This is a genomic window from Chryseobacterium echinoideorum (genome assembly GCF_007474535.1).
Classification (GTDB): domain Bacteria; phylum Bacteroidota; class Bacteroidia; order Flavobacteriales; family Weeksellaceae; genus Chryseobacterium; species Chryseobacterium echinoideorum.
The window spans coordinates 1-24,016 of record NZ_VKNW01000018.1 but is presented as its reverse complement, the minus strand read 5'-3'; the positions used below and the strand labels follow the sequence as shown (position 1 = coordinate 24,016).

General features: G+C 33.7%; 15 protein-coding genes. 6 read left to right on the top strand and 9 right to left on the bottom strand.

The window, feature by feature from the left end; genetic code table 11:
- Positions 1–6 precede the first annotated feature (6 nt).
- Genes FOL89_RS17090 through FOL89_RS17065 form a run of 6 tightly spaced genes read left to right on the top strand, consistent with a single transcriptional unit; the run spans position 7 to position 11,869 of the window.
- Positions 7–1,749, top strand: a complete 1,743-nt coding sequence (locus FOL89_RS17090; protein WP_144283966.1) for a nuclease-related domain-containing DEAD/DEAH box helicase — start codon at positions 7–9, stop codon at positions 1,747–1,749.
- Positions 1,749–4,199 (top strand): hypothetical protein, encoded by a 2,451-nt coding sequence (locus FOL89_RS17085; RefSeq protein WP_144283965.1) that lies wholly within the window; start codon positions 1,749–1,751, stop codon positions 4,197–4,199. Before FOL89_RS17090 ends, FOL89_RS17085 begins: the two co-directional genes overlap by 1 nt.
- The gene (locus FOL89_RS17080) at positions 4,199–8,473 is read left to right on the top strand and encodes a helicase-related protein (RefSeq protein WP_144283964.1); all 4,275 of its coding nucleotides are present in this window, start codon (positions 4,199–4,201) and stop codon (positions 8,471–8,473) included. The genes FOL89_RS17085 and FOL89_RS17080 overlap by 1 nt, the downstream gene beginning before the upstream one ends.
- Before the next feature lie 4 nt (positions 8,474–8,477).
- Positions 8,478–10,751: a DUF1998 domain-containing protein gene (drmB, locus tag FOL89_RS17075; protein WP_144283963.1), complete on the top strand. Its 2,274-nt coding sequence runs from the start codon at positions 8,478–8,480 to the stop codon at positions 10,749–10,751.
- 27 nt (positions 10,752–10,778) lie between these two features.
- On the top strand, positions 10,779–11,186 hold the full coding sequence (locus tag FOL89_RS17070) for a restriction endonuclease (RefSeq protein ID WP_144283962.1): 408 nt from the start codon (positions 10,779–10,781) through the stop codon (positions 11,184–11,186).
- A gap of 38 nt (positions 11,187–11,224) precedes the next feature.
- Positions 11,225–11,869, top strand: coding sequence for a hypothetical protein (locus tag FOL89_RS17065; protein WP_144283961.1), 645 nt, complete (start codon positions 11,225–11,227; stop codon positions 11,867–11,869).
- 657 nt (positions 11,870–12,526) lie between these two features.
- Here FOL89_RS17065 and FOL89_RS17060 read toward each other — a convergent pair.
- The 9 genes from FOL89_RS17060 to FOL89_RS17020 all read right to left on the bottom strand — a co-directional run.
- Positions 12,527–13,543: an AI-2E family transporter gene (locus FOL89_RS17060; protein WP_185147005.1), complete on the bottom strand. Its 1,017-nt coding sequence runs from the start codon at positions 13,541–13,543 to the stop codon at positions 12,527–12,529.
- Positions 13,544–13,939: 396 nt separating this feature from the next.
- Positions 13,940–15,673 carry a thiamine pyrophosphate-dependent enzyme gene (locus FOL89_RS17055; protein ID WP_144283959.1) on the bottom strand — a complete coding sequence of 578 codons (1,734 nt, stop codon included), beginning with the start codon at positions 15,671–15,673 and terminating at the stop codon, positions 13,940–13,942.
- 140 nt (positions 15,674–15,813) lie between these two features.
- A complete protein-coding gene (locus FOL89_RS17050; protein WP_144283958.1) occupies positions 15,814–16,392 on the bottom strand; it encodes a DUF1989 domain-containing protein in 579 nt (192 codons plus the stop codon).
- Positions 16,393–16,457: 65 nt separating this feature from the next.
- The gene (gntA, locus tag FOL89_RS17045) at positions 16,458–17,078 is read right to left on the bottom strand and encodes a guanitoxin biosynthesis heme-dependent pre-guanitoxin N-hydroxylase GntA (protein WP_185147004.1); all 621 of its coding nucleotides are present in this window, start codon (positions 17,076–17,078) and stop codon (positions 16,458–16,460) included.
- A 234-nt stretch (positions 17,079–17,312) separates the two neighbouring features.
- Positions 17,313–18,872 carry a peroxidase, FMP-type gene (locus FOL89_RS17040; protein ID WP_228444952.1) on the bottom strand — a complete coding sequence of 520 codons (1,560 nt, stop codon included), beginning with the start codon at positions 18,870–18,872 and terminating at the stop codon, positions 17,313–17,315.
- Positions 18,873–18,898: 26 nt separating this feature from the next.
- Positions 18,899–20,383: a ferritin-like domain-containing protein gene (locus tag FOL89_RS17035; RefSeq protein WP_144283956.1), complete on the bottom strand. Its 1,485-nt coding sequence runs from the start codon at positions 20,381–20,383 to the stop codon at positions 18,899–18,901.
- Between the two features lie 5 nt (positions 20,384–20,388).
- Positions 20,389–22,452, bottom strand: a complete 2,064-nt coding sequence (locus FOL89_RS17030; protein WP_144283955.1) for a GMC oxidoreductase — start codon at positions 22,450–22,452, stop codon at positions 20,389–20,391.
- On the bottom strand, positions 22,449–22,892 hold the full coding sequence (locus FOL89_RS17025; protein WP_144283954.1) for a sugar dehydrogenase complex small subunit: 444 nt from the start codon (positions 22,890–22,892) through the stop codon (positions 22,449–22,451). Before FOL89_RS17025 ends, FOL89_RS17030 begins: the two co-directional genes overlap by 4 nt.
- Positions 22,893–23,261: 369 nt before the next feature.
- The coding region (locus FOL89_RS17020; protein ID WP_144283953.1) for a T9SS type A sorting domain-containing protein at positions 23,262–24,016 on the bottom strand (755 nt) is incomplete at its 5' end.

Below are 24,016 nucleotides of genomic sequence, written 5' to 3'. Positions count from 1 at the left end.
ATAACTATGCCAGTTCACTTTCATCCAAATAATCCAATAGATGCATTAGAGAGCATTATCGTGAAAGAAGACGGAAGTCCTCTTCGCGGAGAAATTGATGTTTATCGAAAACTTTGGGAGGATTTGAGTAAAAGTGAAATTGAATGGGACATTTGGCATGATTTGAAATTAACTGAACATTCAGACCATTTGAATTATTATAAAAAAACAAATGCACAAATTGATTTTGTTATTCTTTCTAAACACGGACTGATAATATTGGAAGTAAAAGGGGGAGCTATCTCAACAATGGATAATATGTTCTATTATGGAAAAAACTTTGAAACTCTAATGAAACAAAATCCTTTCAAACAAGTTGAAGGGTATAAATTCACTTTAAAGGATAATGTTCTCAATAATTTAAAAAACTGTTTCTTTTGCGAAGTTGTCGCTTTTCCACATGTTGATTATCCTTTTGACTCAAAGTTGATTGACCCTAATTTGCTATGGACAGTATACAACGCTTCATATTTTGATAATTCGATTGAAAAATTCCTTTTGGCTGCTATAGAATATTCAAAAAACAAGCACAAACGACATTTTAGAAATTATGAAAATCTTACAGCAAAGGAGTATTCCGCAATCAAAAAGATACTAAGCCCCAAAATTGGTGATAGAAACCATAATACTTCTATTAACACGTTGGAGTGGCTTGGGATTCATAACATTGAAATTCTTGAAGGTCTCTATAAAAATCAAAGAATTCTAATTCAGGGTCCTCCAGGTTCAGGAAAAACAACACTTGCCAAAGCATTTATTGACAAACAATCAGACAAAAAGGGCATTTACTTATGTTGGAACAATCTATTGATGCATTATACTAAATCATTGCTGGATGAACGAAATTTATTAAATAACATAGAGGTAACAACATTTTTTCGTTTTTTTCAAAAACTTAATCCTGAAATAGATTACGAAAAACTGAGTCGATTTTCAGAAGATGAATTTTACGATTTGGTAAAAGAAACTATTTCTCTATTAGATAAAGAAAGCAGATTAGTCCCTTACGACTTTGTTGTTATAGATGAAGCACAGGATGTATTTGACAAAGGTTTAGACTTATTTGTTAATTCATTTTCAGGATACAATAGTAAAGGGCTACAGAACGGGAGCTCTCTTGTTCTTTACGATATAGATCAAAGTTATTCTATTAGTGGAAGGAACGTTTCTGAACTTGCAGACTTGATTTCAGAGTATTATTCTCATTTCAAGCTGAACGAGGTAAAACGAAGTATTCAAAATCCTGATATTCGAAAATTAAGTGCTGAAATATTAGATAACCCAAAAGTATTTAGCAATGAGGATTTCAAGGATTCATATTCTAATATTTCTATTTACTATCATAAAGATTTACAAAGTGTAAAAAAGCACATCGTTAAATCAATCTTAACGCCAATTCGTGAAACTGACTCTTCTTTAAAAGGTTGTGATTGTGTTGTTTTGATAGAATCAACTTTTCTTAAAGGGAGTTATAAAGGAAGCGACGATTTAAGAGAATTATTGATAATTAAAGATATTGAAGAACTTTCTGAATCAAATGTCGGAGACACTGCGAATAAGCTCCGATATACCTCAATCTTAAAATTCAAAGGATTGGAAAAAAAGAATGTTTATATGATTATTTCTGAACCCTCGGAACTTAATAAGTACGAAATGTTTGTGGGAATAACTCGTGCGATGTTGAATGTAGAAATAAATATAGTACAATAGTGAATCTGATAGACCAACATATTCGCCAGCATTTACTTCGCTTTCAGAGCGAAGAAGACACTTTTTTTCTGGAAATTGTTGCGTTGATCCAAAATGAAGTAAAAGAAAAACATATTCTTTTACTGCGTTATATTCATTTATTATTAGATGAGTCATTTAGGGAAGATAAACAAGATTCTAAATCAATCCATATACATTTCGACTATGAACTTGATGATAAAGAAAAACAATCAATATCTCAATTCTTAATAATCAGATTGTATTTAGATTCACTCAAAAATGAAAATTCAGGAGAGTGCAATATCAAGTTTAAAAATTATTTAGAAATTTTAGAAAAAACAGTAAGAAGAGGGATTTATTTTCCACACGGAATAACTCGGGCTCACGAGAAGAAGATTAGGGAAAATTTCAAAAAGAATAAAGACCTTCTAAAATTCTATAATAATATATCTTTTAATACATTATTTAATATAAAACATATTTTTAATTGTCAAGTTCAATTATCAAAGTCCTTAACTGATATTTTTAATACTAAACCTTATGCTTCAACTATTGAGGGTTACAACGTCTATCCAACATTTAACTTGTTAAACACAAGACTAACTTTAAACCAAATAGACGAGATAGATAACTCAATAATAGATGACTTAGAAACTGTCGTACTATTTGATTGTGCAAGAAGGAAAATGATGCAATATTTTTCTTTACAAGGTATAAAGGACTTTGACATTAATCTGAAGAAATATTTAGTCCTCTCTTTTGGGAATAAAAATAGTTCTGTACAAAGTTTAAGAGATAAACTAGATTTAATTCAGAGTAGACTTAAAATCTCAAATAATGATTGTTATCCAATTCTTCAATATGAAATCGATTTCATCTTAGGACAAAATAAGAAAAAACATATCCCCGCTTTATTTGTTGGGAATGAAAATTCTGATTTATGGAATGCTTTTTTACTTGAAACAAGTATTCAGGATGTTTATGAATTACGCTCAATTAAAATGATGAACTTAATTTCTTTGTGTTTAAACGAAGAAATTAAAAAGTTCATACTTAATGATATATTCTCGAAGAATGGGGTTTCCGAAATAATATCGGAAGAAACAAAGCAAAGACTATTGGATTTAAGCGACGAAGATACATTAGCATTAAGAGGCTCTTTGGAGAATGTTTTGAATTTGGTTATCGCTTCTGATTTCAAACAAGTTTTATCTGAAAAGATAAAAAATGAAACATTATTGATAGTAGACGATTTTATACTCAAAACAAAAAAGATGAAACAACTACTATCCTCTACACTTCGATTATCGGCAGGGAACAAGTTTAGTTCTTGGTCTGACCTCCGAGGTATTAATTGTGAAGATATTCTGGTTTTATCCTATCAAGACCAAGGAAAATATCCATATTATTTTTATCCAAATATTACAGAAGCAACTGTTTCAAAAAACGTAATTATTGGAGCTATATACCACAGATTTCTATTTTTCAACAGATATCAGTGGGCAAAATATAATGTAGCAAATGAATTACATAAGCTTTCAGATCACCCTATAAGACAGAAATATTTCCAATGGGAAAGGTTGAAAAAATCCATCAATAGCTTACGACCTCAAAAAGAGGATAATACAAATTGGGATTTAGAACAGCAATATTCAAGCAATTACAATCGAGAAACTATTAAACTCAAATTAAAAGGCGAAAGGGAGAAAACTTTCAACAGTTCTGAACTTTTCATCTACACAACTGACAACAAGTCTTTTAAAGTTGAAAAGATAGAAACAATTATAGAAACAATTGATGAAGATGAAAAATATTATATTCACCATCTTGATGAAATTCAAGAAAGCATCAATCTGTATGAAAAAATGATAGATACTACTCAGCAAGAAGAGGAGTTAAATGTGATTCGGCAGAAGTTTCAAATTGATGAGAATGCAACTGGAAGGCTTTGGAAAATTTTATTGAAACAGAAAGCCTCAGGAACTAATGAGGAAGGTTTGTTTGAAGAGTTGAAAAATCACTTAGATAGTAAAGGACTTAAAATTGTATCTTTTTCTCATTTCAAAAATAATTGGTTAATTCCTGAGAGTAGTTCTATAGCCCCACTTAGTAAAAAGGTTTTTATAGAATTATGTAATTTTCTAAATCTGCCTAAAACATATTTTATTCTAATACAACGACTAAGAAATGCGTCTAAACAATCAAGTCGTCAAAGTACCCGCCAAATGAACCGCCTTTTACAAGATTTGTTTAATGACGGTAGTTTTGATGAGGGAGTAGATATATTTAATATAGTCAGAGCTAATCTTGCAAAATATATTAAAAAACACCCTTTGGATGAATTAGGTATTGATGAGAAATATTTGGGAGATAACTTAATTACCTTGGTTGAACTGATAAAAGCAGAGGTAACATTGAAAGAATTGGAAAAATTCAAAAAAGTTGAATAATGAACAAAGTATTACAAAAAAGGAACTCTTTAGAAATGTTTATTAGGGAACAAACATTAGGTCCCGGAATAAACGGATATAAATATGTTGACATAGATGATGAAATTTTAATGGAAAAAAATCTAAGAACAGAACCATCATTGAATTATGAGACTGAGATTTTAGATATTGTTCCTGCCGCTATCTATAGCACAGGTATTCTTTTTCCAGAAGATAAAAGCGGGACTTGCGGAGAAGGTGCTATTCTTGATAATAATGAACAAACAGAATTAGAAGATGGAGTTGAAGAAAAGGATTCTCAAGATAATAGTATGGAATCTGAAGAAGTTTCCAATGGTGTGGAATTAAATCAGATGTATCCCAAAACTATGGGGCTAACTTTCTGTTTAGATGAAAAAGTTCTAGAAAAAGGGGAAATAGAATTTGATGTTTTATTTAGATATTACAAAAAACTAAAACAGGATAAGGAAGGAAAATTCAATAAAAAATATGGATTATTATGTGAAATTGATGTAGAGGAGTTTAGAACTTTTCTAATAGAACACAAATTAGTGCAATTTTCAATTGTAAATAAAGGACAAAACGATTTTGTACTATTGTCTAAAATAAGTTCAGAACAAATAACTGAACTAAAAGCCACTATTAGATCTATTCAAAAGAACAAAGCCGAAAGTTTATATGATAAGACAAATATCATTTATAGCTTACCTCTTTTGTCTAAAGAAAAATGTTATTTGAGTAATTTAAAATCAACCATTTTTTATGAGTTGAAAAATTCAATTACTGATAGCAACAAAAGACAAGAATTATATGCCATTACACAACAAATAGAACTAATTGAAAATATAACTGAACATTTACGAAACCTTTTAGACGTTTATTCAGGGGGATACGGACTATGGGAATCTAATCCTATAAAAAAAACGATTAGACTCAAAAACGTTAATTTTCCAGAGAACAAAAGTAAAGCATCATTTTTGTACAATAAACCTCAATCAAATGAAGATATTATTGTAATTGATGACAACGAATCCGGACAAAAGGGTTTAGAGCACCTGTTTAAGTTTAATATAAACGATAATCAAGATAACTATGCTTCACTATCTGCGAACATTCAGTTAAGTCGAGACTCAAGAAAAGAAGCCAATAAGATTTTTGTAAAAGTTCAGTTAGTCAATACAAGTACAGCCTTTACATTAGATAAAGAAAAAGATAGTAGGTATTTCTCTACTTTTAATGAAGTAGTAAATCAACGAACATTCTTCGGGGTTAAAATTTCTGTAGAAAATGAGTTTTTAGTTTCTTATTCAGATTATAAGTATTCAGTAGATGAATCAGGTATTTATGATGAAGATACAACGACTCAATTTATTTATGATCAATTCAAAGATTATGCTATTGGTCACGGATGTTCCGCAAAATGGAGTAGTAAAAATAAAAAAGTAGAAACTGAATACTTACCTGAGTGCGAAACTCCTGATATTGATCCGATACCGAGAGACAAAAGTAAACCTGCAATAGAGAATGATAAAGGTGATTTTACTTTGCCGCTATTTTTAGAAAATTCACAGTCTCAAGAATTCAAATGGCTTTCTGTACTTTCCGATACAAAAAATAGTGAGGTTATCAATGGGTTGCTGGCATTTGTAAATTCTTACGGTAAATGGATTAAAAACAAGAAAGAGGATGTGAAATATCAATCAGATCTGAAAGACATTGCCTATCAAGAATTAGACAAATGTGAGAAAGATTACCAACGAATGAAGATAAATATCGAGACTTTATTACAAGGAGAAACTAATAAGGGTAATTTGGATTCATTCCGATTGATGAATGGGGCTATGTTTATGCAATTATGGCATTCCGTAAATGTTAAAGATGACAAAGTAATTCCAATATTCAAACAAGATGATTTCAAACTTTTTGATTTCGACTTTTATAAAATTGCAGATGATAACCTATTTTCCAAAACAGAATCTGCAGGTTGGAGAGCCTTTCAGTTGGCGTTTATTCTGTTAAATCTTGATGGTGTTTTCAAACCTGAAAATGATGAAAATTGGGAGAAAAGAAATGAATGGGTCGATTTGGTCTGGTTTCCAACAGGTGGGGGAAAAACGGAAGCATATCTTGGATTAATTGCACTTACAATTATCAATCGAAGAAAGCTACACAAAGAAGAAGGAGGTGGAGTTGCTTCTATTATGAGATATACTTTGCGACTGCTTACAATGCAACAATTTCAAAGAGCGACTTTGGTAATAATGGCATTGGAATTAATAAGACGTTGGGGCCTATATGGGTTGGGAAATGAACCCATAACAATCGGATTGTGGGTTGGAGACAACTCTCTACCAAATAAAACAGAAGATTTAATTGTCGAATTTGAAAAACTAAACAACCATCAACCTAATAAAATACCTTTTTCAAATTGTCCTTGGTGCGGGAGCATCATCGAGGGTGAAGATAAAGAAGATAAAGAAAATCTCAATAATCGAGACAACCATTGGTTTTCAAACAAAGTTCACTTAAAATGTTCAGATAATAAATGCTCCTTTTCATACCCGAAAAGACGAGCAAGAGTTAGACAAAACGACCAAGGGGCAATTCCTGTATGTTTGTCTGATGAAATTATCTATCAGCACCCACCGACATTGCTATTTGGGACAGTTGACAAATTTGCCCAATTAGCTCACAAAGTAAAAGGTACAGATAATGGAAGAAACGCAGATTCGAGGCGTTTATTTGGTAAAGGAAATTGGGAAAAGGGGAAACCTCAGAACGGTTATTTATCACCTGATTTGATAATTCAAGATGAACTTCACTTATTACTGGGGCCACTTGGTTCAGCTGTTGCATTGTTTGAATCAGCAGTTGACCAACTTTGCACACGAGAAGATGGAACAAGGCCAAAGATCATCTCTTCTACTGCCACTACACGAAATACTCAATTGCAAATTGCAGCCCTGTTTGACAGAAAGGTCAATCTTTTTCCCAAATCTGGGGTTGAATGTGATGATTCGTTCTTTGCATTTTATAGAAGAAAATTCAATAATGCGGAAAAAGAAAATGAGGAATATTTATCCAAACGAAAATACTTAGGCGTATTGCCAACAGGTAGAACACAGATTTGGATGCAAATGAGATTGGCTGCTATCATTATGACGCATCGGGCTATTTTTGAGTTACAAGAGCTATCAGATAAAACTCCTATTGATTTTGATAATTATGATAAAGACTTTGAAAAAGCGATGGATTATTATTACACGACTATCTCTTATTTCAACAGCTTAAAAGAAGTAGGAAAAACACAATCACAGGTGCAGACTTATATCTTAAAAGAACTTCGGAGAGTTTTCAATAGAGTTATTCGCCCTCAAAAGTTAATGCACTCTTTATATACTTATGGTCCAATACGAGAAGCTGAATTAACAGGAAGATTGTCAGGAAAAGAAGTTAAAAATGAGCTTAAAAATGTAGAAACAAAATGGAAAGCTCAAAATAGGTTTGCAAATATTGAAATTGAAGAAATAATAAGAGGTAATGTGCCTCCTGAATTTGTAGTGGCAACAAATATGATTTCCGTAGGGATTGATGTTTCTCGTTTCAATACCATTATTATGAACTCAATGCCTCGAAATACTGCTGAATATATTCAGGCGAGTAGTCGTGTGGCAAGGAACGATTATGGATTGGTTTTAACGGTTCATCATCCTTTTAGAGCAAGAGACATCTCCCATTACGAAAAATTCATTGAGTTTCACGAAAAGATGTACAGTTATGTTGAGCCAATTTCCATTACACCATTCACAAAAAAATCTGTTGAGAGATATATGGGATTGTATTTAGCAACAATGATTCGTCATACTACAAGATTTACAGAAAGAGATTCAGCAAGTAATATTTCCTCAATTTCGAATGAAGACCTTTCCTCAATTATTTCCGAATTGACCGAATATTTTGATAATAGAAAAGAAAGACTTTCCAATTTTGATAAACTGATTAATAATCTTCTAAAACAAGAGAATGTTATTCAAATTAAACAATGGATTGAAGAAGCTTTTGAGGAATGGAAGGAATTGGAAGAAAATCTTGATAGCTCGACAGATTTAGTTTTTAACAGGAAAAAAAATGGAGCAAATCAAGCAAGGAAGCAAGAACAACTTTATGTTGATATAGAAGAATATGAAGGAAACATTCATAGTAAAAAATGGCAAGTGCCAATGTCATTAAGGGTAATAGAACCTGAAGCAGCCATCAAAATAAACTCTATTTAAGAAAATGAGAATATTAAACTCGAATCAATATAATCAAGGAATCGGAAAGAATAAATTGCTTTCTTCTACAGCTGGCGTAGGATCAATCATTACAACAAAAGTGGGCTCTTATGTATTGATTTCCGATATAAGCAAATGGAAATTCATAAAATGGGCAAATTCCAAAGTTGAAACAATTCGCAAAAACAATTCTGACGACAGAAAAATTTATGAAATTAGTAAAACCGAAATCACTATCCGCGGCATTGATTTTATAAATGACCAACGTTTTATTCGCTTTATAAGAACTGAAAAAGAACTTAAAAATTTAGTTTGCTTAATAGGAGTTCCGCATATGGCTCTTAACGAATCTTTCAATACGCCAAATTGGAAAAATCACCCAATAAAAACAGCTTTAGAAAACGCAGGGGAAACAGGAACATCAAATGATTATATGATTGTTGGAACACATTTTCCGAAATGGTTTAAAAATAGAAAAGGAGAGCTTAAACAAATTTCGAATTGGAAAGATATGTGGGAAAAAGAAGGACGAAAACACAATGGAACTCCGAGCATAAATGATTTTGCCCCGCCAAGAGATGCTTCAGATTTTGTAAAAGAATTTAAACATAAGAATATTGAAGGCAGGGAAGTTAATTACAGAGAGTATCGGGAACTTGAACAACTTAATTTATCTCTAATTTGCCCAAATGGACATTTGTCCGATATGCCTTGGCCAAGATTTTTGACTTGGAAAACATTAAAAGAAACATTTCAGCTAAACCGAGATGATAATGGTGAAAATTTGTTTGACATAGAGCCCTGTTGCAGTAATCCTAATTTAATTTGGACGGAAAGTAAAACGAAGTCAGAAGGTTATGGAAGTATTTATTTAGAGTGTAAAAGTTGCGGTTTAGGATCTGGCGTATCAAAAGAAAAGCCTAAAGTAAATTTAGAAGGAATAAATAATGTACAGCCCAATTGTAAAGGACAAAAACCATGGGAAATAGAGATGTCGAATCCAGATTCTATTCCTTTTGAAAAATGTTATATCCGTGGTGAACAACAAAATGGTAGAGAAAAAATGCAAGTTGCGTTGGTAACGGCAAACAATGTTTATTATGCCAATGGATTTTCCAGTCTGTTTATTCCAATGCACCTTGCTGAAGATATTTCAAAAGAATTACATGATGCACTTGAAATATTAGAGGAACGATACAACAAAAGAAATATCAATAATCCCATCTCAAAAGAAGATTATTGGACTAAAAAAGTAGCTGACGATTTTGAAGAATTTTTAAGTGACAATGCAATTTTGGTAAAATCAGACGAACATCAATTTGAAAGTTCATTAAAGTCTCTGTTTTTAAACACTGAAAATAATCGACCTACTGACCCGTATGAAGAATACAGATTGCAGGAATATAGATGTTTTACACGAAATTCTTCTATTTCAGATAAAGAAGAAAACAAAGGACTTTATTTTCAAGATATTGATCTACCGACTGAATTAAAACCATTTTTCGCAAAAATACAGCAAGTTGAAGAGCTTAAAGTAACCAATATTCAATTTGATTTTACTAGAGTGAAACCCAAAGAACGAATAGTACGGCTAAATGAGAAAGGCGAAAAAATTGTTGAGGAAGCTTCAACAGGACAGAACACTTTTTCAATCATAAAAGAAGAATTATTTGTACTGCCCGCAAATGAAACTTACGGGGAAGGTTTGTTTTTTCAATTCAATGATGAAGCTATTGAAAAATGGCTAGAAAATAATTCTGACCAATTATATAATCGGTTTTCAAAATTCCTGAATAGAGAAGTCAATCTTAAAGAGCAAGGTGCAGGTTTAAAGCAAAAAATCAAAAATAATGGTGTCAAACATTTCTTAATACATTCATTTGCTCATTTAATGATGAGAGAATTAGAGTTTTCTTGTGGCTATCCAACAGCCAGTTTAAAAGAAAGACTTTACATCTCTAATACTCCTGAAAAAGTAATGTCAGGTATATTAATTTATACCGCAGAAGGTTCGGAAGGAAGTATGGGTGGTTTAGTATCACAAGGTGAACCTGAAAAAATATTGGATATTATAAAAAAAGGGCTAGAAAGATCGGTTAATTGTTCCTCGGACCCTCTATGTTGGGAATCAGATGGACAAGGCATCTTTGATTTGAATTTATCAGCTTGTTTTTCCTGTTCACTTGTAGCAGAAACAGCTTGTGAAGAAATGAATTTAAGCTTAGACAGAAGAGTCTTGGTTGATGAAAAATTTGGATATTTTACAAGTATAGTATAAATTATATATTAGAAAATTAATTTTATAATGAAAGCATTAAAATCATTACCTAAACCACAAAATTGGCAAGATTTTGAGACATTATGTAAAAAACTATGGGGAGAGATATGGGAATGTCATGAAATAAAAAAAAATGGTCGACAAGGGCAGGTTCAAAATGGTGTAGATGTATATGGTAAACCAAATGGAGAGTCAGGATATTATGGAATCCAATGTAAAGGCAAGGATGAATATACTGGAAAGAACTTCACTAAAAAAGAAATTGATAAAGAAATAGAAAAAGCTAAAAGCTTTATTCCTAAACTTAAAAAATTATATTTTGCAACTACCGCAGAAAAAGATGCTAGAATAGAGGAATATATAAGAGAAATAAATTTAAAAAATATTGAAAACGGCATTTTTGAGGTAGAGATTTATTGCTGGGAGATATTGTAGAATTAATTTTTGAAAATAGAAACACTTATAATTATTATGTGAAAAGCTTAAATTTTAAAGATAATTATTCTGTAGAATTAAACTTTTTTAATAATAGTGAAACTTTAGATTTATTTCCAAAATTTAAAAAAGAAACAATTATCAAAGTTGGAAAAACGTATAAACAATATAATCCGAGAAAAAGAACTTTAGACCTTTTAGGTGCATCATTTAATTCAAGAACAGAAAAAGTAAATGTTAGTTTAAATCAAATTAGACTTAAATTGAGAAATTCAGGAGAAAGAGATATCATTAATTTTAAAATAATAATAGAAATCGACGGAGAAATAACAGATATTGTAGAAAATAATATGAATTTAAACATAAAAAAAATCAATTCTCAATCAAATATTATAATAAACAAGGAAGAAAAGCGTATTGAAATTATTCCATCAAAGAAAATTCTTGTAGGTGATGATGAGTATTTACCTGAAGAGTTTTATATTAAAACTCCTCCTTACAGAACGTCTTTAAAATTGAATTGGAAACTATTATCGAGTAATTTTAAGTCTGATGGGGTACTTCTAATGAATATTGCGCCTGAAATAATTGATAAAGAGCTACAATCTGAAACAGAATATTATCACGAAATTGGTACAGTAATTTATAAAGATATTGAAGATCATTGGGAATGTAGACCATAACTACAATACTTATTTACTACCATTAATAGCATTCCTATAGATTTGATCAGCATATAGCTACTGACATCAAAATAAAAACAGGCGCCAAAGATAATTCGCTCCCTAATCCAACAGCTAAATTCTGTCAAGGTCAAGCCCTCCGGATTTTCAGAAAAACTTTTTACGTATAAAAATCTACGCAAAAACTTTTTCCAAAAAACCTTGACAAAACGCCTCGCTCATTTTCAAATGGCTTTCTTTTTTTCTTTTTTTTATTTTTTTTCTTCGTTTTCTTTTAGAAATATTTCAACTAAGAAATTTCAAGCGCAAAGAGAAGGACTAAATTCTTGGTTTGAACCCTAAAAAACTTGTTCAAATTTCGGCCTTTTTACTTGCAGATTTCAGCAGAAATTTTTAGTTTTACTACGTAAAATTTAAATTAGGATTTTACCACTTTTTTGCCAATGTCCTATTTGAGGCCATTCACAGAGATACTACAGCGAAAATCTTATCCATAAAGCGATGAGAAATGGATACAAAATCCCTCTCTCTCCGCCAGTTGGGAAACCAAAATAAGCTAAAACGCTGTAAACATCAATGTTTACAGCGTTTTTTTTAGCTATCATAAGATATAATAATTATATAATGTATATGTATAATGGTCTAAATATATCATAATTATTCTTTTTTTAAATAGTCCTTGATATATAAATCGTTGATCAAAACAAATATTACTGCAAGCAGCGGGGTTGCCATAAGCAAACCGATTCCTCCTAAAAATATGCCTAAAAAGATCTGCCATGCCAATGTTAAAGCGGGCGGTAGATCAACAGCTTTTTTATTAATATATGGGGTTATAAAATAACTTTCTAAAGTCTGTACAATAATATATAATATAGCAGCGTAAAGTGATTGCACTGGTTCATTCACCAATCCAATAAGCATTGCAGGAATCATCGCAATTACAGGTCCTATATTTGGAATAAATGTCAGAATCATCGCAATAAGAGAAAGCACAAGAGGAATCGGAAAATCAAGCAAAAGCAGACCGATATAGGTTAATACCCCAACTACAATCATTGATAAAAATTTTCCTTTTAACCAGTTTGAAAGTGTTTCATAAGATTTATAAATCAATTTCTCAGCTTTAGAGCTGTTTTTATCAGGAATCAAATATAGAAGTCCTTTTTTATAAAGATGCGGGTCTGCTGAGAGGAATAAAGCTATCACAATTACGACAAATGTGTTGGCTAATGAAGAAAAAGTTGCAGAAAATACTGCAGTTGTACTGTTTAAAATATCTTCTTTATTGCTTTTGACGATTTCTTCAGGATTTTTAATATTTCTCAAAAGATCTTTTCCCCATGATGTCTTAGATAGATATTCCTGAAGTTTGCCTATTGACTGTGGTATATCTTTTTGCAGCTGCGCAAACTGTTCGTCAAGCGAAGGATATGCCAACAACCCTATTCCTACTGAGATTATGATTAGTAATAAAACAGTAACGGTTAATCCTCCCGCATATGTTATCTTAAGCCACTTACTCAATTTCGCTGCTACCGAAATCAATAATACAGCTAAGACTACAGATGCAAACAGCATGAAAAAGAAGTTGATTCCGAATACCAATAATAGGACTGCTGCTACAAGGGAAATCAATATAATGCAACGCTGGGTAAAAACTTTCAGGCTCAAGATGTAGATTTATTTAAGATTAAAGGATAATTTATAATGATGATGATGAAAACAACAAATATGAATTTTAAAACTTTTCAGTTCAATACCTGTAATTTACTGGTAAAATATAATCAGGTATTAGTTTAACAATATCAGAAATCAGTCTGTTTATCGTCAAACTATCATAAGGTTTATTTTGTACAATTACCGTGCCTTGTCTATACAATAAGATCAAACGATATATTATACAAATCACTAAAGTTTTACAGTTTATAAACATTTAATATTTCAGATATAATAATTAATTTCTGACATTAGACCATTATTTTAGTAAAGCATAATATATCTCTGATAATAATTTTATCATAATGATAAAAAAAATCTGAAAAATTGCTTTTCCAGATTCTAATGCATTTATATTAAATCTTTTATATGCTTATAATTAGATTTTATGGTATCAAACGCTTCCTGCATTTTACCACCAAGCATCAGTTCTGTCATTGTCTTAGACATTCCGAGAACTTGTTCCATCTCAATTTTCGGCGGTAATGCCAATGCGTTGGGATTTGTAAATACATTCAGCAAATAAGGACCATTGTATTTCAGACATTTTTTTATTGCAGATTCCACATCTTCCGGTCTCTGAATAGTTTCCCCCGGATAACCCATTATTTGAGCAATCGCAGCAAAATCAGGATTTACCATGTCGGTTTCGTTATCTGCCATACCCGCAACTTCCATTTCTAATTTTACCATTCCAAGGCTTCTGTTATTGAAAACAATAATCTTCACAGGCAATTTATATTGGAATACAGTTGCCATATCGCCCAAAAGCATTGATAATCCTCCATCACCACACATAGCAATAACTTGTCTTTTAGGATATGCAAGAGAAGCACCGATAGCCATTGGTAAAGCGTTTGCCATTGAACCATGATTGAAAGATCCTAAAAGTTTACGCTCTCCTGTTCCTGTAATGTATCTTGCTCCCCATACACAGCACATTCCTGTATCTACTGTAAATATAGCATCCTTGTCTGCTAATTGATCCAGACTGTGCGTAAGAAATTCAGGCTGAATGGCATTTTCACTTCCAGAATCTCTTACATAGGTCATCTGGTTTTCTTTTACTTTATCGTAAAACTCCAATTGTTGTTTTAAAAAGCTGTCATCTTTCTTTTCAGATAATAATGGCAATAAAGCTTTAATTGTTTCTTTGATATCACCTGTAAGACCGAGTTCCAGACTAGCACGCCTTCCTAATCTTTCGGCTGATAAATCAATCTGAATAATTTTATTTTCAGTAGGCATAAACTTTTTATACGGAAAATCTGTTCCTAAAAGTATCAAAACTTCAGCCTCATGCATTGCCTGAAATGCTGAAGGTAAACCCAACAATCCGGTAAGCCCCACTTCATTAGGATTATTGGGCTGAATTGCCATTTTACCTCTGAATGAATAGCCAACCGGAGCTTTTATCAATTTTGAGAGTTCTATGATTTCGGAGCTTGCATGCTCTGCTCCAATACCGCAATATAAGGTGATTTTTTTGTTGTCATTGATTATGTCTGCAAGTTCTCTGAGTTCAGAATCTGATGGACGTGATATAGGATTTGTTCTGAAAATTTGATTGGAGGTAGTTGTTTTTTCCGCTTTCATCTCAGAAACATCTCCTGGAAGACCGATTACTGCGACGCCTTTCTTGGAAATAGCGTGCTGAATTGCACTTTGCACAATTCTCTGAACCTGTTCAGGTCTTGTAATCATTTGATTGTAATGACTGCAGTCATCAAACAATTTTAAGGTATTGGTTTCCTGAAAATAATCCATCCCCATTTCGTCACTTGGAATGGTAGAAGCGATAACCAGCATTGGAAGGTGCGAACGATGAGCTTCATACACACCATTGATTAAATGTACATGACCGGGACCACTACTTCCTGCACAAACAGCAAAACCATCTAATTCTGCTTCGGCTGCCGCCGCAAATGCGCCAACCTCTTCATGCCTTACATGAATCCATTCAATATTACTATTCTTTACCGCATTGTTTAGATAATTAAGACTATCACCAGTTACAGCATAGATTCTTTTTACTTCTGCTTCTTCGAGCATTTCAACGATTTGCTCAGCAACATTTTTTTGCATATTAATTTTTTTGGTAAGTAGTAGTTTATGCAAAAGCTTTACCATAATACTTTAATAACAAAACACTTTTTACAAGAAAGCTTAGAAAGATTTATTTAAACTAAAATGAAAACAAAATAGTTATATGTTTACAAAATAATCTAAATAAAAGAGTAACCAATTGGCTTAAAAGAATAATTGTTAGACATCTCTGCCGAACAGGCTGTCATTCCGACAATCAGATCCATTTCTGCTTCTATGATTATATAGTCTCCTCTCCTACTTTTGGGAGGAAGTACACTTATTTTGCCACTTTCCCCATCAACTGAAACATGCATAAAAATATTAAAACAAATAGGTATAGCGTCGGGTTGAATGCCGTATGGCTTTAATGCTTCACAAAGGTTACCGAAACATCCACGATGTGGATTCTCATCACCGTAAATGATACGAAATGTATCTGCGCTACAAGGAGTAAGCAAGAAATCGTGGCGACCAACTGTATCTTCTATAATATTGAACATAATATTACTTCTATTGGAATAAAAAGGATTTCCTTTTGTAAGAAAAATAGTTTCTGCATAATCTATTGTTCTTCCCGATGAAAGATATTCTTTGGTATCGTTCATGTTAAAACATATAAAATCGGAAACTTGCTCTCCTTCTATATCTGTTATCTTAAGTCTGTCTCCTTTCTTAAGGATAAATGCTGTGCCACTTCGAGGGGATATTGTATTCATTGATTGTTATATTTGTAAGGACATTCCCAATTTTTATTATATCTCATTCCACTATATTGGTATGCTTAGGAGTCATCTCCGAAATCATTCAGCATCGGATTGATGGAACCACTGAGTGCAACATCCCTTTTACGTACAATATTTTTCATTTTATCGTATCTCTTTAAGGATCTTAATTCTTCAAATTGTGCATGGGGATTAAATACAATCGCAGGATAGCGAAATCTTCTTGCTTCTCTGCTGCTGCCGGGAAAAAGACCTATGATAAAAAAAGCCTCTTCTCCTAAACTGAAACTGAATTGTGGTGATGAAGGATCAGTATCTACCCGTTTGTCATAAGGATACTTTAACGAATCAAGATCTGACAACGCCTGTAATCTGTTCCAGAGCAAACGGTCAAAACTTTCTTCAGTAATGGAGTGTGTTTCAGGAAAAATTACGCAGACCGTATGAAAATCATTCTTTGATGCTCTATACTTTTCTACAAAAGTATAAATAAAGTCCAGAATCTCTTGATCGTCTTTTGGACAAGCTAAATGACCTGCAACAAAAAGGTGCATCTGATCTCTTTGAAGTGCTGCCTTAGCTGCTACACAGGGAAAGAGTTTGTCATCTACAAATTCTTTGAAAGCATGTTTTACTTCCAGATTATAGTCCGTATTTTGTGAATTTTTGGTTGGTGTCATACTCTTAAATACGCAAAGCATGTGCCACCAAAGCCCATACTGTATTCAAAATCAAATCAATACATACCACATATGATTTAAAAGTTTATCATAAAGGACTATAATTATTGAAGTTAACTCACTCTCAAAATAATTAAAAATATAAAATCACTTTGTCAAATTTTAAAAAGATTAAAAACTGTCATTAAAGAAACTACGGTGTCAATGATTGAACACCGTAGAATTGTTATAAAATTAAACTTGAGGTTTATGATACGGGCATCCTGCAGGAGGATTTACAGCACGTTCAGCATTGGTAGCAGGCGTTGTCATACTCATCCCGGAAGGTGCGTTGAAAAACTGCTCTTCAATAATTTTTCTCTGATCTGCAGGAATATCTTCAATCTTACGAAGTGTATTCACCTGAATATGCGGCCAGCTTGTTGTACCACCATCATTTCCGAAATCAAATTCAAAAAAGATAATCTGCTCATATTGCAGCTGAAGGATTTCTTTTCCGTCTTCTATCACCGTTTCTATCCACATTCTGAAATCTACTTCAACAGTAGGAACAAATCGGTTAACAAAAGGAACATTTAAAATTCCTCCCTGCGCTCCGGTTTTCATTTTTGATGACATCTGAATAAGAACATAATTCGCAACATTTTGTCCGCTTAATGTATCTCTCAGTCGCATATCGGGTCTTACGCAATAAGGATAAAGATCGTTCGCAAGAATTCTTTGGGTGTAGATTTTATTGGAACCGGGATCGTTTTCATCCGTCAATGTCTCATGAACCCAAGCCGGAGCTGGCTGATCAAGATTGATAGGGTTTGTAACACTTGCACCGGCTCCGCCCATCGTTGGCGAAATCGCAAGATGATCCGGCTGCCAAGTCGCATCACCGTAAGGAAATTGCGGCGCACCACTGATTAAATAATTCGGTCCGCTCGGTGCAATATCTCCCAATAAAGTAATGGTGCTTCCGTGAGGAATAACGCCACTTCTGGAGATCGAATAATCCGGAATAAAGTAAGGACCGGTAATGCCGTCTCCCGGTTTTATTTCCTGCGCCGGAATAATTTCAAAATATTCCTGACCTTCTTTTAATTCGCTTAAAAGAATATAGCTTACATTTCCATTATCGTCTTTTACCTGAACCAATGGCTCATTTCTGTATTCTCCTTTGTAGCCATATTTTTGATAATCTTCCTGCGAAAAGGCATGAATACCGCGGTCTTTTTCGATAGTTTCTTTGGTTGCTGCATAATTGTACACATCACTTAGCCAAAGATACATTCCATTTTCTTCGTGAATTCCTGCATATTCCAAGTCTGGCTTTCCTTCAGCTTTATTGACGCTTTTAATGGTTTGATCATATTTTACCGCACCACAAAACAATTCACTTGCGCCGCCGCGATTTCGAACACCACCCGGAACGATTTCGAAGGTTAATTTTTCAATATATTCTTCCGTATCAAAGCTGAATTTTCCGGGAATTCTATTTTGATCAGTTCCCGGAGAAGGCATAATCGTTGTATGAATTCCGCTTCCTAGTGAGGGTCTTTTTATATTTTGATTATAATTGGCATTGTAACTCACCCAAGTTCCTTCCAGAGCTGCTAAAATTCCATAATCAACATTATTGGCAATTTCTGATAAATTTTCTTCTCTAAATGGTCTTACCGGATCATCTATCAAAAGTTTGGAATACCCATCCATAAGCGTTGCCAAATAGCCTTTGATACTTTCTGCTGAGGTTCTTAAAAGTTGACCGTCCTGTTGTTCAACTCCGTCTTTTTTTCTTTTTAACATGATATATTAGTTTTTTGGTTTATTAATTATGAAGGAAATTCAAAAGTTGGTCCCGCATTGTATTGCGAATCTAAAGGCTGACTCATTAATCCGATTGCCTGCTCTTTCAAAGCATACATATACATAATGGATTTTGCTAATTCTTCCGAACGACCTTCTACAGCCGCCTGAATGGCATCCAACAATTTCTTGTAGGTTTCATTAAATGCTTTTCCCTGCTCAAATAACTGCGGATTCGATTGATAATCTGCCATTTTAGGATTTGGTTTCATCGGATAAGCTGCCTTCCAATCGACAGGAAGCGGTTTTCCGACAGGTGGAGTTGTTACCGGCATCATTCCGTTTTCATCAGTAAAAGGTGTGTAATCTCCTTCTAAATAAAAATGCTCATGGAAAATTTCTTTAAATCTGAAATAATGCGCCAATTCTGCCCCTTCTTCAAATTGTGAAGCATCTACATCAAAAATAGAATCATCTGCACCTTCTCCCTGCCCTTTAATTTCCTGAAAAACAAGGATTACTCCTTCCAAAGCCTCTACGGGATGCAGTTTTCCTCCACTTCCATAGTATTGTTCCGGAAGGATCTGCTTAGAAGGATCTCCGGTAAAAATTCCGCCTTTGTTTAATTCTTCAAAAGTCTGAGGCAATTTTCCGTTGGCTTTATAATAAGCAATAATCTGGAAAACAACAATATAAAAGAATAAAACATCATAATATTCTCCAATAGTATGAACATTCTGCATCATAAAATCTTTCATATTTTCCAGTGTCCAGAGGTTATTCTCCTGAACTGCACCTTTTGAAAGCATGGCTTCCGGTTGTGCGTCATAATCATATTTCGGTGCTTTTACCAAAGGATTACTCGGACTTTCAATAGCAATAAAAGTTGCGATGCTGTTTGAAGAAAATGTTTCCAGACCTACATAGAAATCTACATTCATTGGCAATTTCATCGGATAAGTCGGATAATTTTCAGGTCTGTTCACCGAAGGCTGAATGTTTACCGCATTCATCACGTTGCAAACCATAATCATGTGAAGCATTTCTTCTACGGCAACACTTCTGATAATCTGTGATGCTAAAACATTGCTTCCGTCTTTAATAGAATACAAAGCCGTTAAATACGGAGGAATCGTGGAATGTTCGATTAAAATTGCAGTCTGCAAAAGATCCTGTAAAACCGGAATATAATCTAATTCCGTTAATCCTTTTTTAACCTCAAAAGATTTTTTTGACAGTTCAGCCACAGGAAACATTTCAGAGATTTTGCCGTGAAACTGAGACTGCAGATATTGGTTAAATTCTTCAATCTGGTTATTCAGTAAAAGATTGGTTAATGTTTTACTGTGATATTTCAGTCCTTCGATCCAGTTTTCTTTACTGATACTGGAATCAAATAATAACGACTGTAAAGAGATTGCTTCTGCAACGATGGTATTTTTAGCTAAAGAACTTCTCAGAAGATTGTTATTTTCCTGAGGTTCTGATTTATTGATAAGTCTTTGTCTCATTTTTTTTATTTTAAAATTGTTTCCAGATCTTTCAAAATAGATTCTACGGAACGGATAGTAAATGCGGATAAAGTAAGTGTAGGGTTAGAAGTTCCCAAAGTGGTCATATTACCTGCTCCTACAATGTATAAATTGGGATGATCCCATGATTTGCAATAACTGTTGGTTACAGAATCATCCGGATTGTCGCCCATTCTGTGCGTTCCTACAATATGTCCTGCTCCATTGTAAGAATATCTTATACCGTCATAGACAAAAGTATTGTTGTCTGTTGCATTATATTGAGTAAAATCCTGAATACCTAATCTTTCAAACATCTGATCTGAAGCCTGTTTTGCCTGTTTCATTGCTTTCATTTCGTATTCTGTAAGTTCATAATTAATCACAGGACGCGGAATTCCCAGTACATCCAAATACTGATCGTTGATGGTTACTCTGTTATTCGGATTCGGAAGCTGCTCGATTTCAAAATGGAAAAGTACCTGTCTGGAAAGTCTGTACGTTAAAGCCTGTTTCAGATCTTCACCAAAAAGTCCCTCATTTAAAAATTCTGAAAGGTCTGATCCGGGAGAAAAAGCAGGCCAGCTCCATCCCCAATTGTCGAGAGGAGAAATCCATGCAGAAAATTCGCTTCTGAAATTTCCGTCACGGAAAGATGAAATATTAGTTGTGGAACCGGGACCTCGGTAAGAATAAACAGGATCCGGAAATAATCCCCAAGTCAGCATTACCATGTGATCCATCAGGTTTCTTCCCACCTGATCGCTTCTGTTGGCTGCGGTTTTTTCAACTTTCTGTCCGTTTTCCCAAACAGTGTATTTTGAATTTAAAAGAATTTTCGGGTTTTCAAAAGCGTTTGCAGCAAGAATTACGATGGAATCTTTAGTATCAATTACTTCTTCCACAAAATTTGTTTTTTCCCTTGAAATGTATCTTCGGATATGAACTTTAGAGATTCTTTCCTGATCTGCAACATCCACACTCAATTTATAAACAACACTCTGTGCCTGAATCTGAAGATTATGGTTTCTCTGAAGATTCTGATTTTTATTGACTTTATATAAAGCTTTTTTCAATGTTTTCAAGGCGTTGTATTTTGCCTGAACCGGACAGATAGGAACACAAGACGCATTTCCTTCGCAACGCTCTCCCTGATAAGGATTCCAGACTGATCCTAAAGCTTTGTATTCCCCATTTTCGATATTGCTTAATGATAATTGATATCCTGATTCTGAAGATTCCGCTTTAATTAATTTAGATGTTCCGTAAGCAATATTTGGGGTAGAATTTCTTCCTTGCGGTGACGGAACCATCATCAACGGAATTTCTTCTGAATTAACCTGAACTGAAGTTCCCGCCAATCCTTTAATAATCTGATGGTCCATATAACTCTGTGAAATTTCTTCCATCGGAAAAACATAATCTTTACCATAATATTCTTCCATGCTTTCTCTGATGGGGTATTCCTGTGCTGCCACGTTTCCGGAAACACCAATTTCAAATTCAGCCATTTCATAATAAGGCTTTAATTTTTCGTAATCAATTGGCCAATCCATCGCTCTGCCGTATTTTTCTTTTAATCTGAAATCATTCGGGAGCATTCTTGGTGTTGTTCCGAGCCAGTGAAGCGTGGTTCCTCCTCCTACACGAATGGCATCACTTGCAAAAGGCATCGGACCAAACTGCACCAAATACCCTTTTTTATCCGGAAAAGGCTGAACAATCGGCTGCATATCTAGAACATTCGGAGAAGGTGCCTGTTTCAGATCCGGATACGGTGAGTTCGGAACTTTGGCTTCTTCCATATAAAACTTACGGATATAATCGTTGTAAGTAACCATAGATGTTGCAGAATCGAGTTCTATACCGGCTTCCAGTCCGGCTTCATACATTAGAATTGATAGTTCTTTGTAGGTTTTTGAGTCGTCCGTTTCAGAACGGTGAACCATTTTTTTTGCATCTGTATCAAAAACATGGTCTGTTAAAAGCTTGGCAATCAAAGAACCGGCAATCCCCGTTCCTACGATGATTACATCTTTTTTTTGCGGTGTTTTTTCTGTGTGATTCATGAGTTGCTGTTTACAGGTTTCGTTTCCCAAGATTTAAAGCCCGGCTGTTTTGCTCCCGGCGGATGTGCATACATTACCGTCCAAACAAGACCTTCTTTATAAGATCTGTCGTTTACATAAGTGCCCTCCCAGATTCCCAGATACCAAAGCGTAATAATGCTCTGAGCAATACCCTGAGTTGCAGGATTGGTGATAATTTCAGCTTTAACAGCATTTTGCAGCTGTTCTTTATTCTCAGAACTTTCAAGAACATTTTTAGAAACATTCAGAAATTCGATAAAGGTTGCCGTTTCAATCTGGTTGAGAATGTACTGGTAATAAATCTCGGCTAAGCCTGTAGACTGCAGTTCGTTCACGGAAAATCCTGTGAGGGATTCTGAAATCGCCATGAACACGTCGTAATAATAATCATCGACGTTGAGGATTTTGTTGATAATCATTTTGTGAAAATTTGGTGTGTTAATAAACTTATCTTCTTACTATAAAGAAGACATTTCTAAGCTCGAAAAAAGGATCGTTTGATTGTATCAATATTGATTAGGCGGTTTCATAGACTCTCTGAACATTTTTAAAGTTATACATAATTATTAGTTTTTATTATTCAAATATAATACTTTATCATTGTGATTTATTCAGGGATTTTACGATAATTGAGCGTTCAAAGCATATTTATAATTATTATAAAAAATAATATTTTAACAACAATCTATTCATTTATTATTTAAAATAATAACTTTTTTATTATAATTAATAAAAAAAATAACAGCAGTAAAATAATTACTGCTGTTATTATCTAAATGAACATTAATTTACTTTTTGATAAACTTAAATGTCTGAGTATTATCTTGTGTGAAAACCTGAATCAGATATACTCCCTGTACTAAAGAATGAACATCAATACTTCTTTCACCTTTTTGGAAAGTTTTCTCTGTAATCTTTCTTCCCTCACCCGAGAAAATTACTACTTTGATTATTTTTTCCTCACCACTGAAGTTAAGAACTTCTCTAACTGGATTAGGATAAATCTGCATTGATGAATTAGACTTTATTATATTACCAACACTTAAACTTGCGTTATAGGCGAGTACAGCTAATGAAGCCGTTGATTCGCAACCACCAGATGTTTGTGTAGCATAATAGGTTGTATTATTTACAATCGGAGTTGTCATTGGTAAACTACCTGTATGATTTGTAGCATCAGTAGCAGATGCATACCATTTAATACCTTGTCCGTTCACAACTAAAGCACTTAAAGTATCACCAGCGTTGAAACTTTGAACAGCAGCTCCGGTTGGAGCTCCAACAGCAGCCGATTGCGTAATAGTCACTGTTCTCGTTGTTGTACAAGAATTAGCATCCGTTACCGTTACCGTATATGTTCCTGCTGAAAGTCCCGTTGCTGCTGCAGCAGTTCCGCCTGTCGGTGACCATGAATAAGTGTATGGTGAAGTTCCACCGGAAACGGTTATTGTTGCCGAACCGTTAGATCCGCCGTTACAGCTTACATTGTTCTGAGAAACTGTTGCAGATAATGCTGTTGGCTGAGTTACCGTGGCGTCCACCG

Excerpts from the sequence above, each read along its gene's own strand:
- FOL89_RS17050 (WP_144283958.1), bottom strand. The coding sequence starts at position 16,392 with ATGAATACAATATCCCCTCGAAGTGGCACAGCATTTATCCTTAAGAAA.
- FOL89_RS17040 (WP_228444952.1), bottom strand. The coding sequence starts at position 18,872 with ATGTTAAAAAGAAAAAAAGACGGAGTTGAACAACAGGACGGTCAACTT.
- FOL89_RS17070 (WP_144283962.1), top strand. The coding sequence starts at position 10,779 with ATGAAAGCATTAAAATCATTACCTAAACCACAAAATTGGCAAGATTTT.
- gntA (WP_185147004.1), bottom strand. The coding sequence starts at position 17,078 with ATGACACCAACCAAAAATTCACAAAATACGGACTATAATCTGGAAGTA.
- FOL89_RS17030 (WP_144283955.1), bottom strand. The coding sequence starts at position 22,452 with ATGAATCACACAGAAAAAACACCGCAAAAAAAAGATGTAATCATCGTA.
- FOL89_RS17090 (WP_144283966.1), top strand. The coding sequence starts at position 7 with ATGCCAGTTCACTTTCATCCAAATAATCCAATAGATGCATTAGAGAGC.
- FOL89_RS17035 (WP_144283956.1), bottom strand. The coding sequence starts at position 20,383 with ATGAGACAAAGACTTATCAATAAATCAGAACCTCAGGAAAATAACAAT.
- drmB (WP_144283963.1), top strand. The coding sequence starts at position 8,478 with ATGAGAATATTAAACTCGAATCAATATAATCAAGGAATCGGAAAGAAT.
- FOL89_RS17080 (WP_144283964.1), top strand. The coding sequence starts at position 4,199 with ATGAACAAAGTATTACAAAAAAGGAACTCTTTAGAAATGTTTATTAGG.
- FOL89_RS17025 (WP_144283954.1), bottom strand. The coding sequence starts at position 22,892 with ATGATTATCAACAAAATCCTCAACGTCGATGATTATTATTACGACGTG.
- FOL89_RS17055 (WP_144283959.1), bottom strand. The coding sequence starts at position 15,673 with ATGCAAAAAAATGTTGCTGAGCAAATCGTTGAAATGCTCGAAGAAGCA.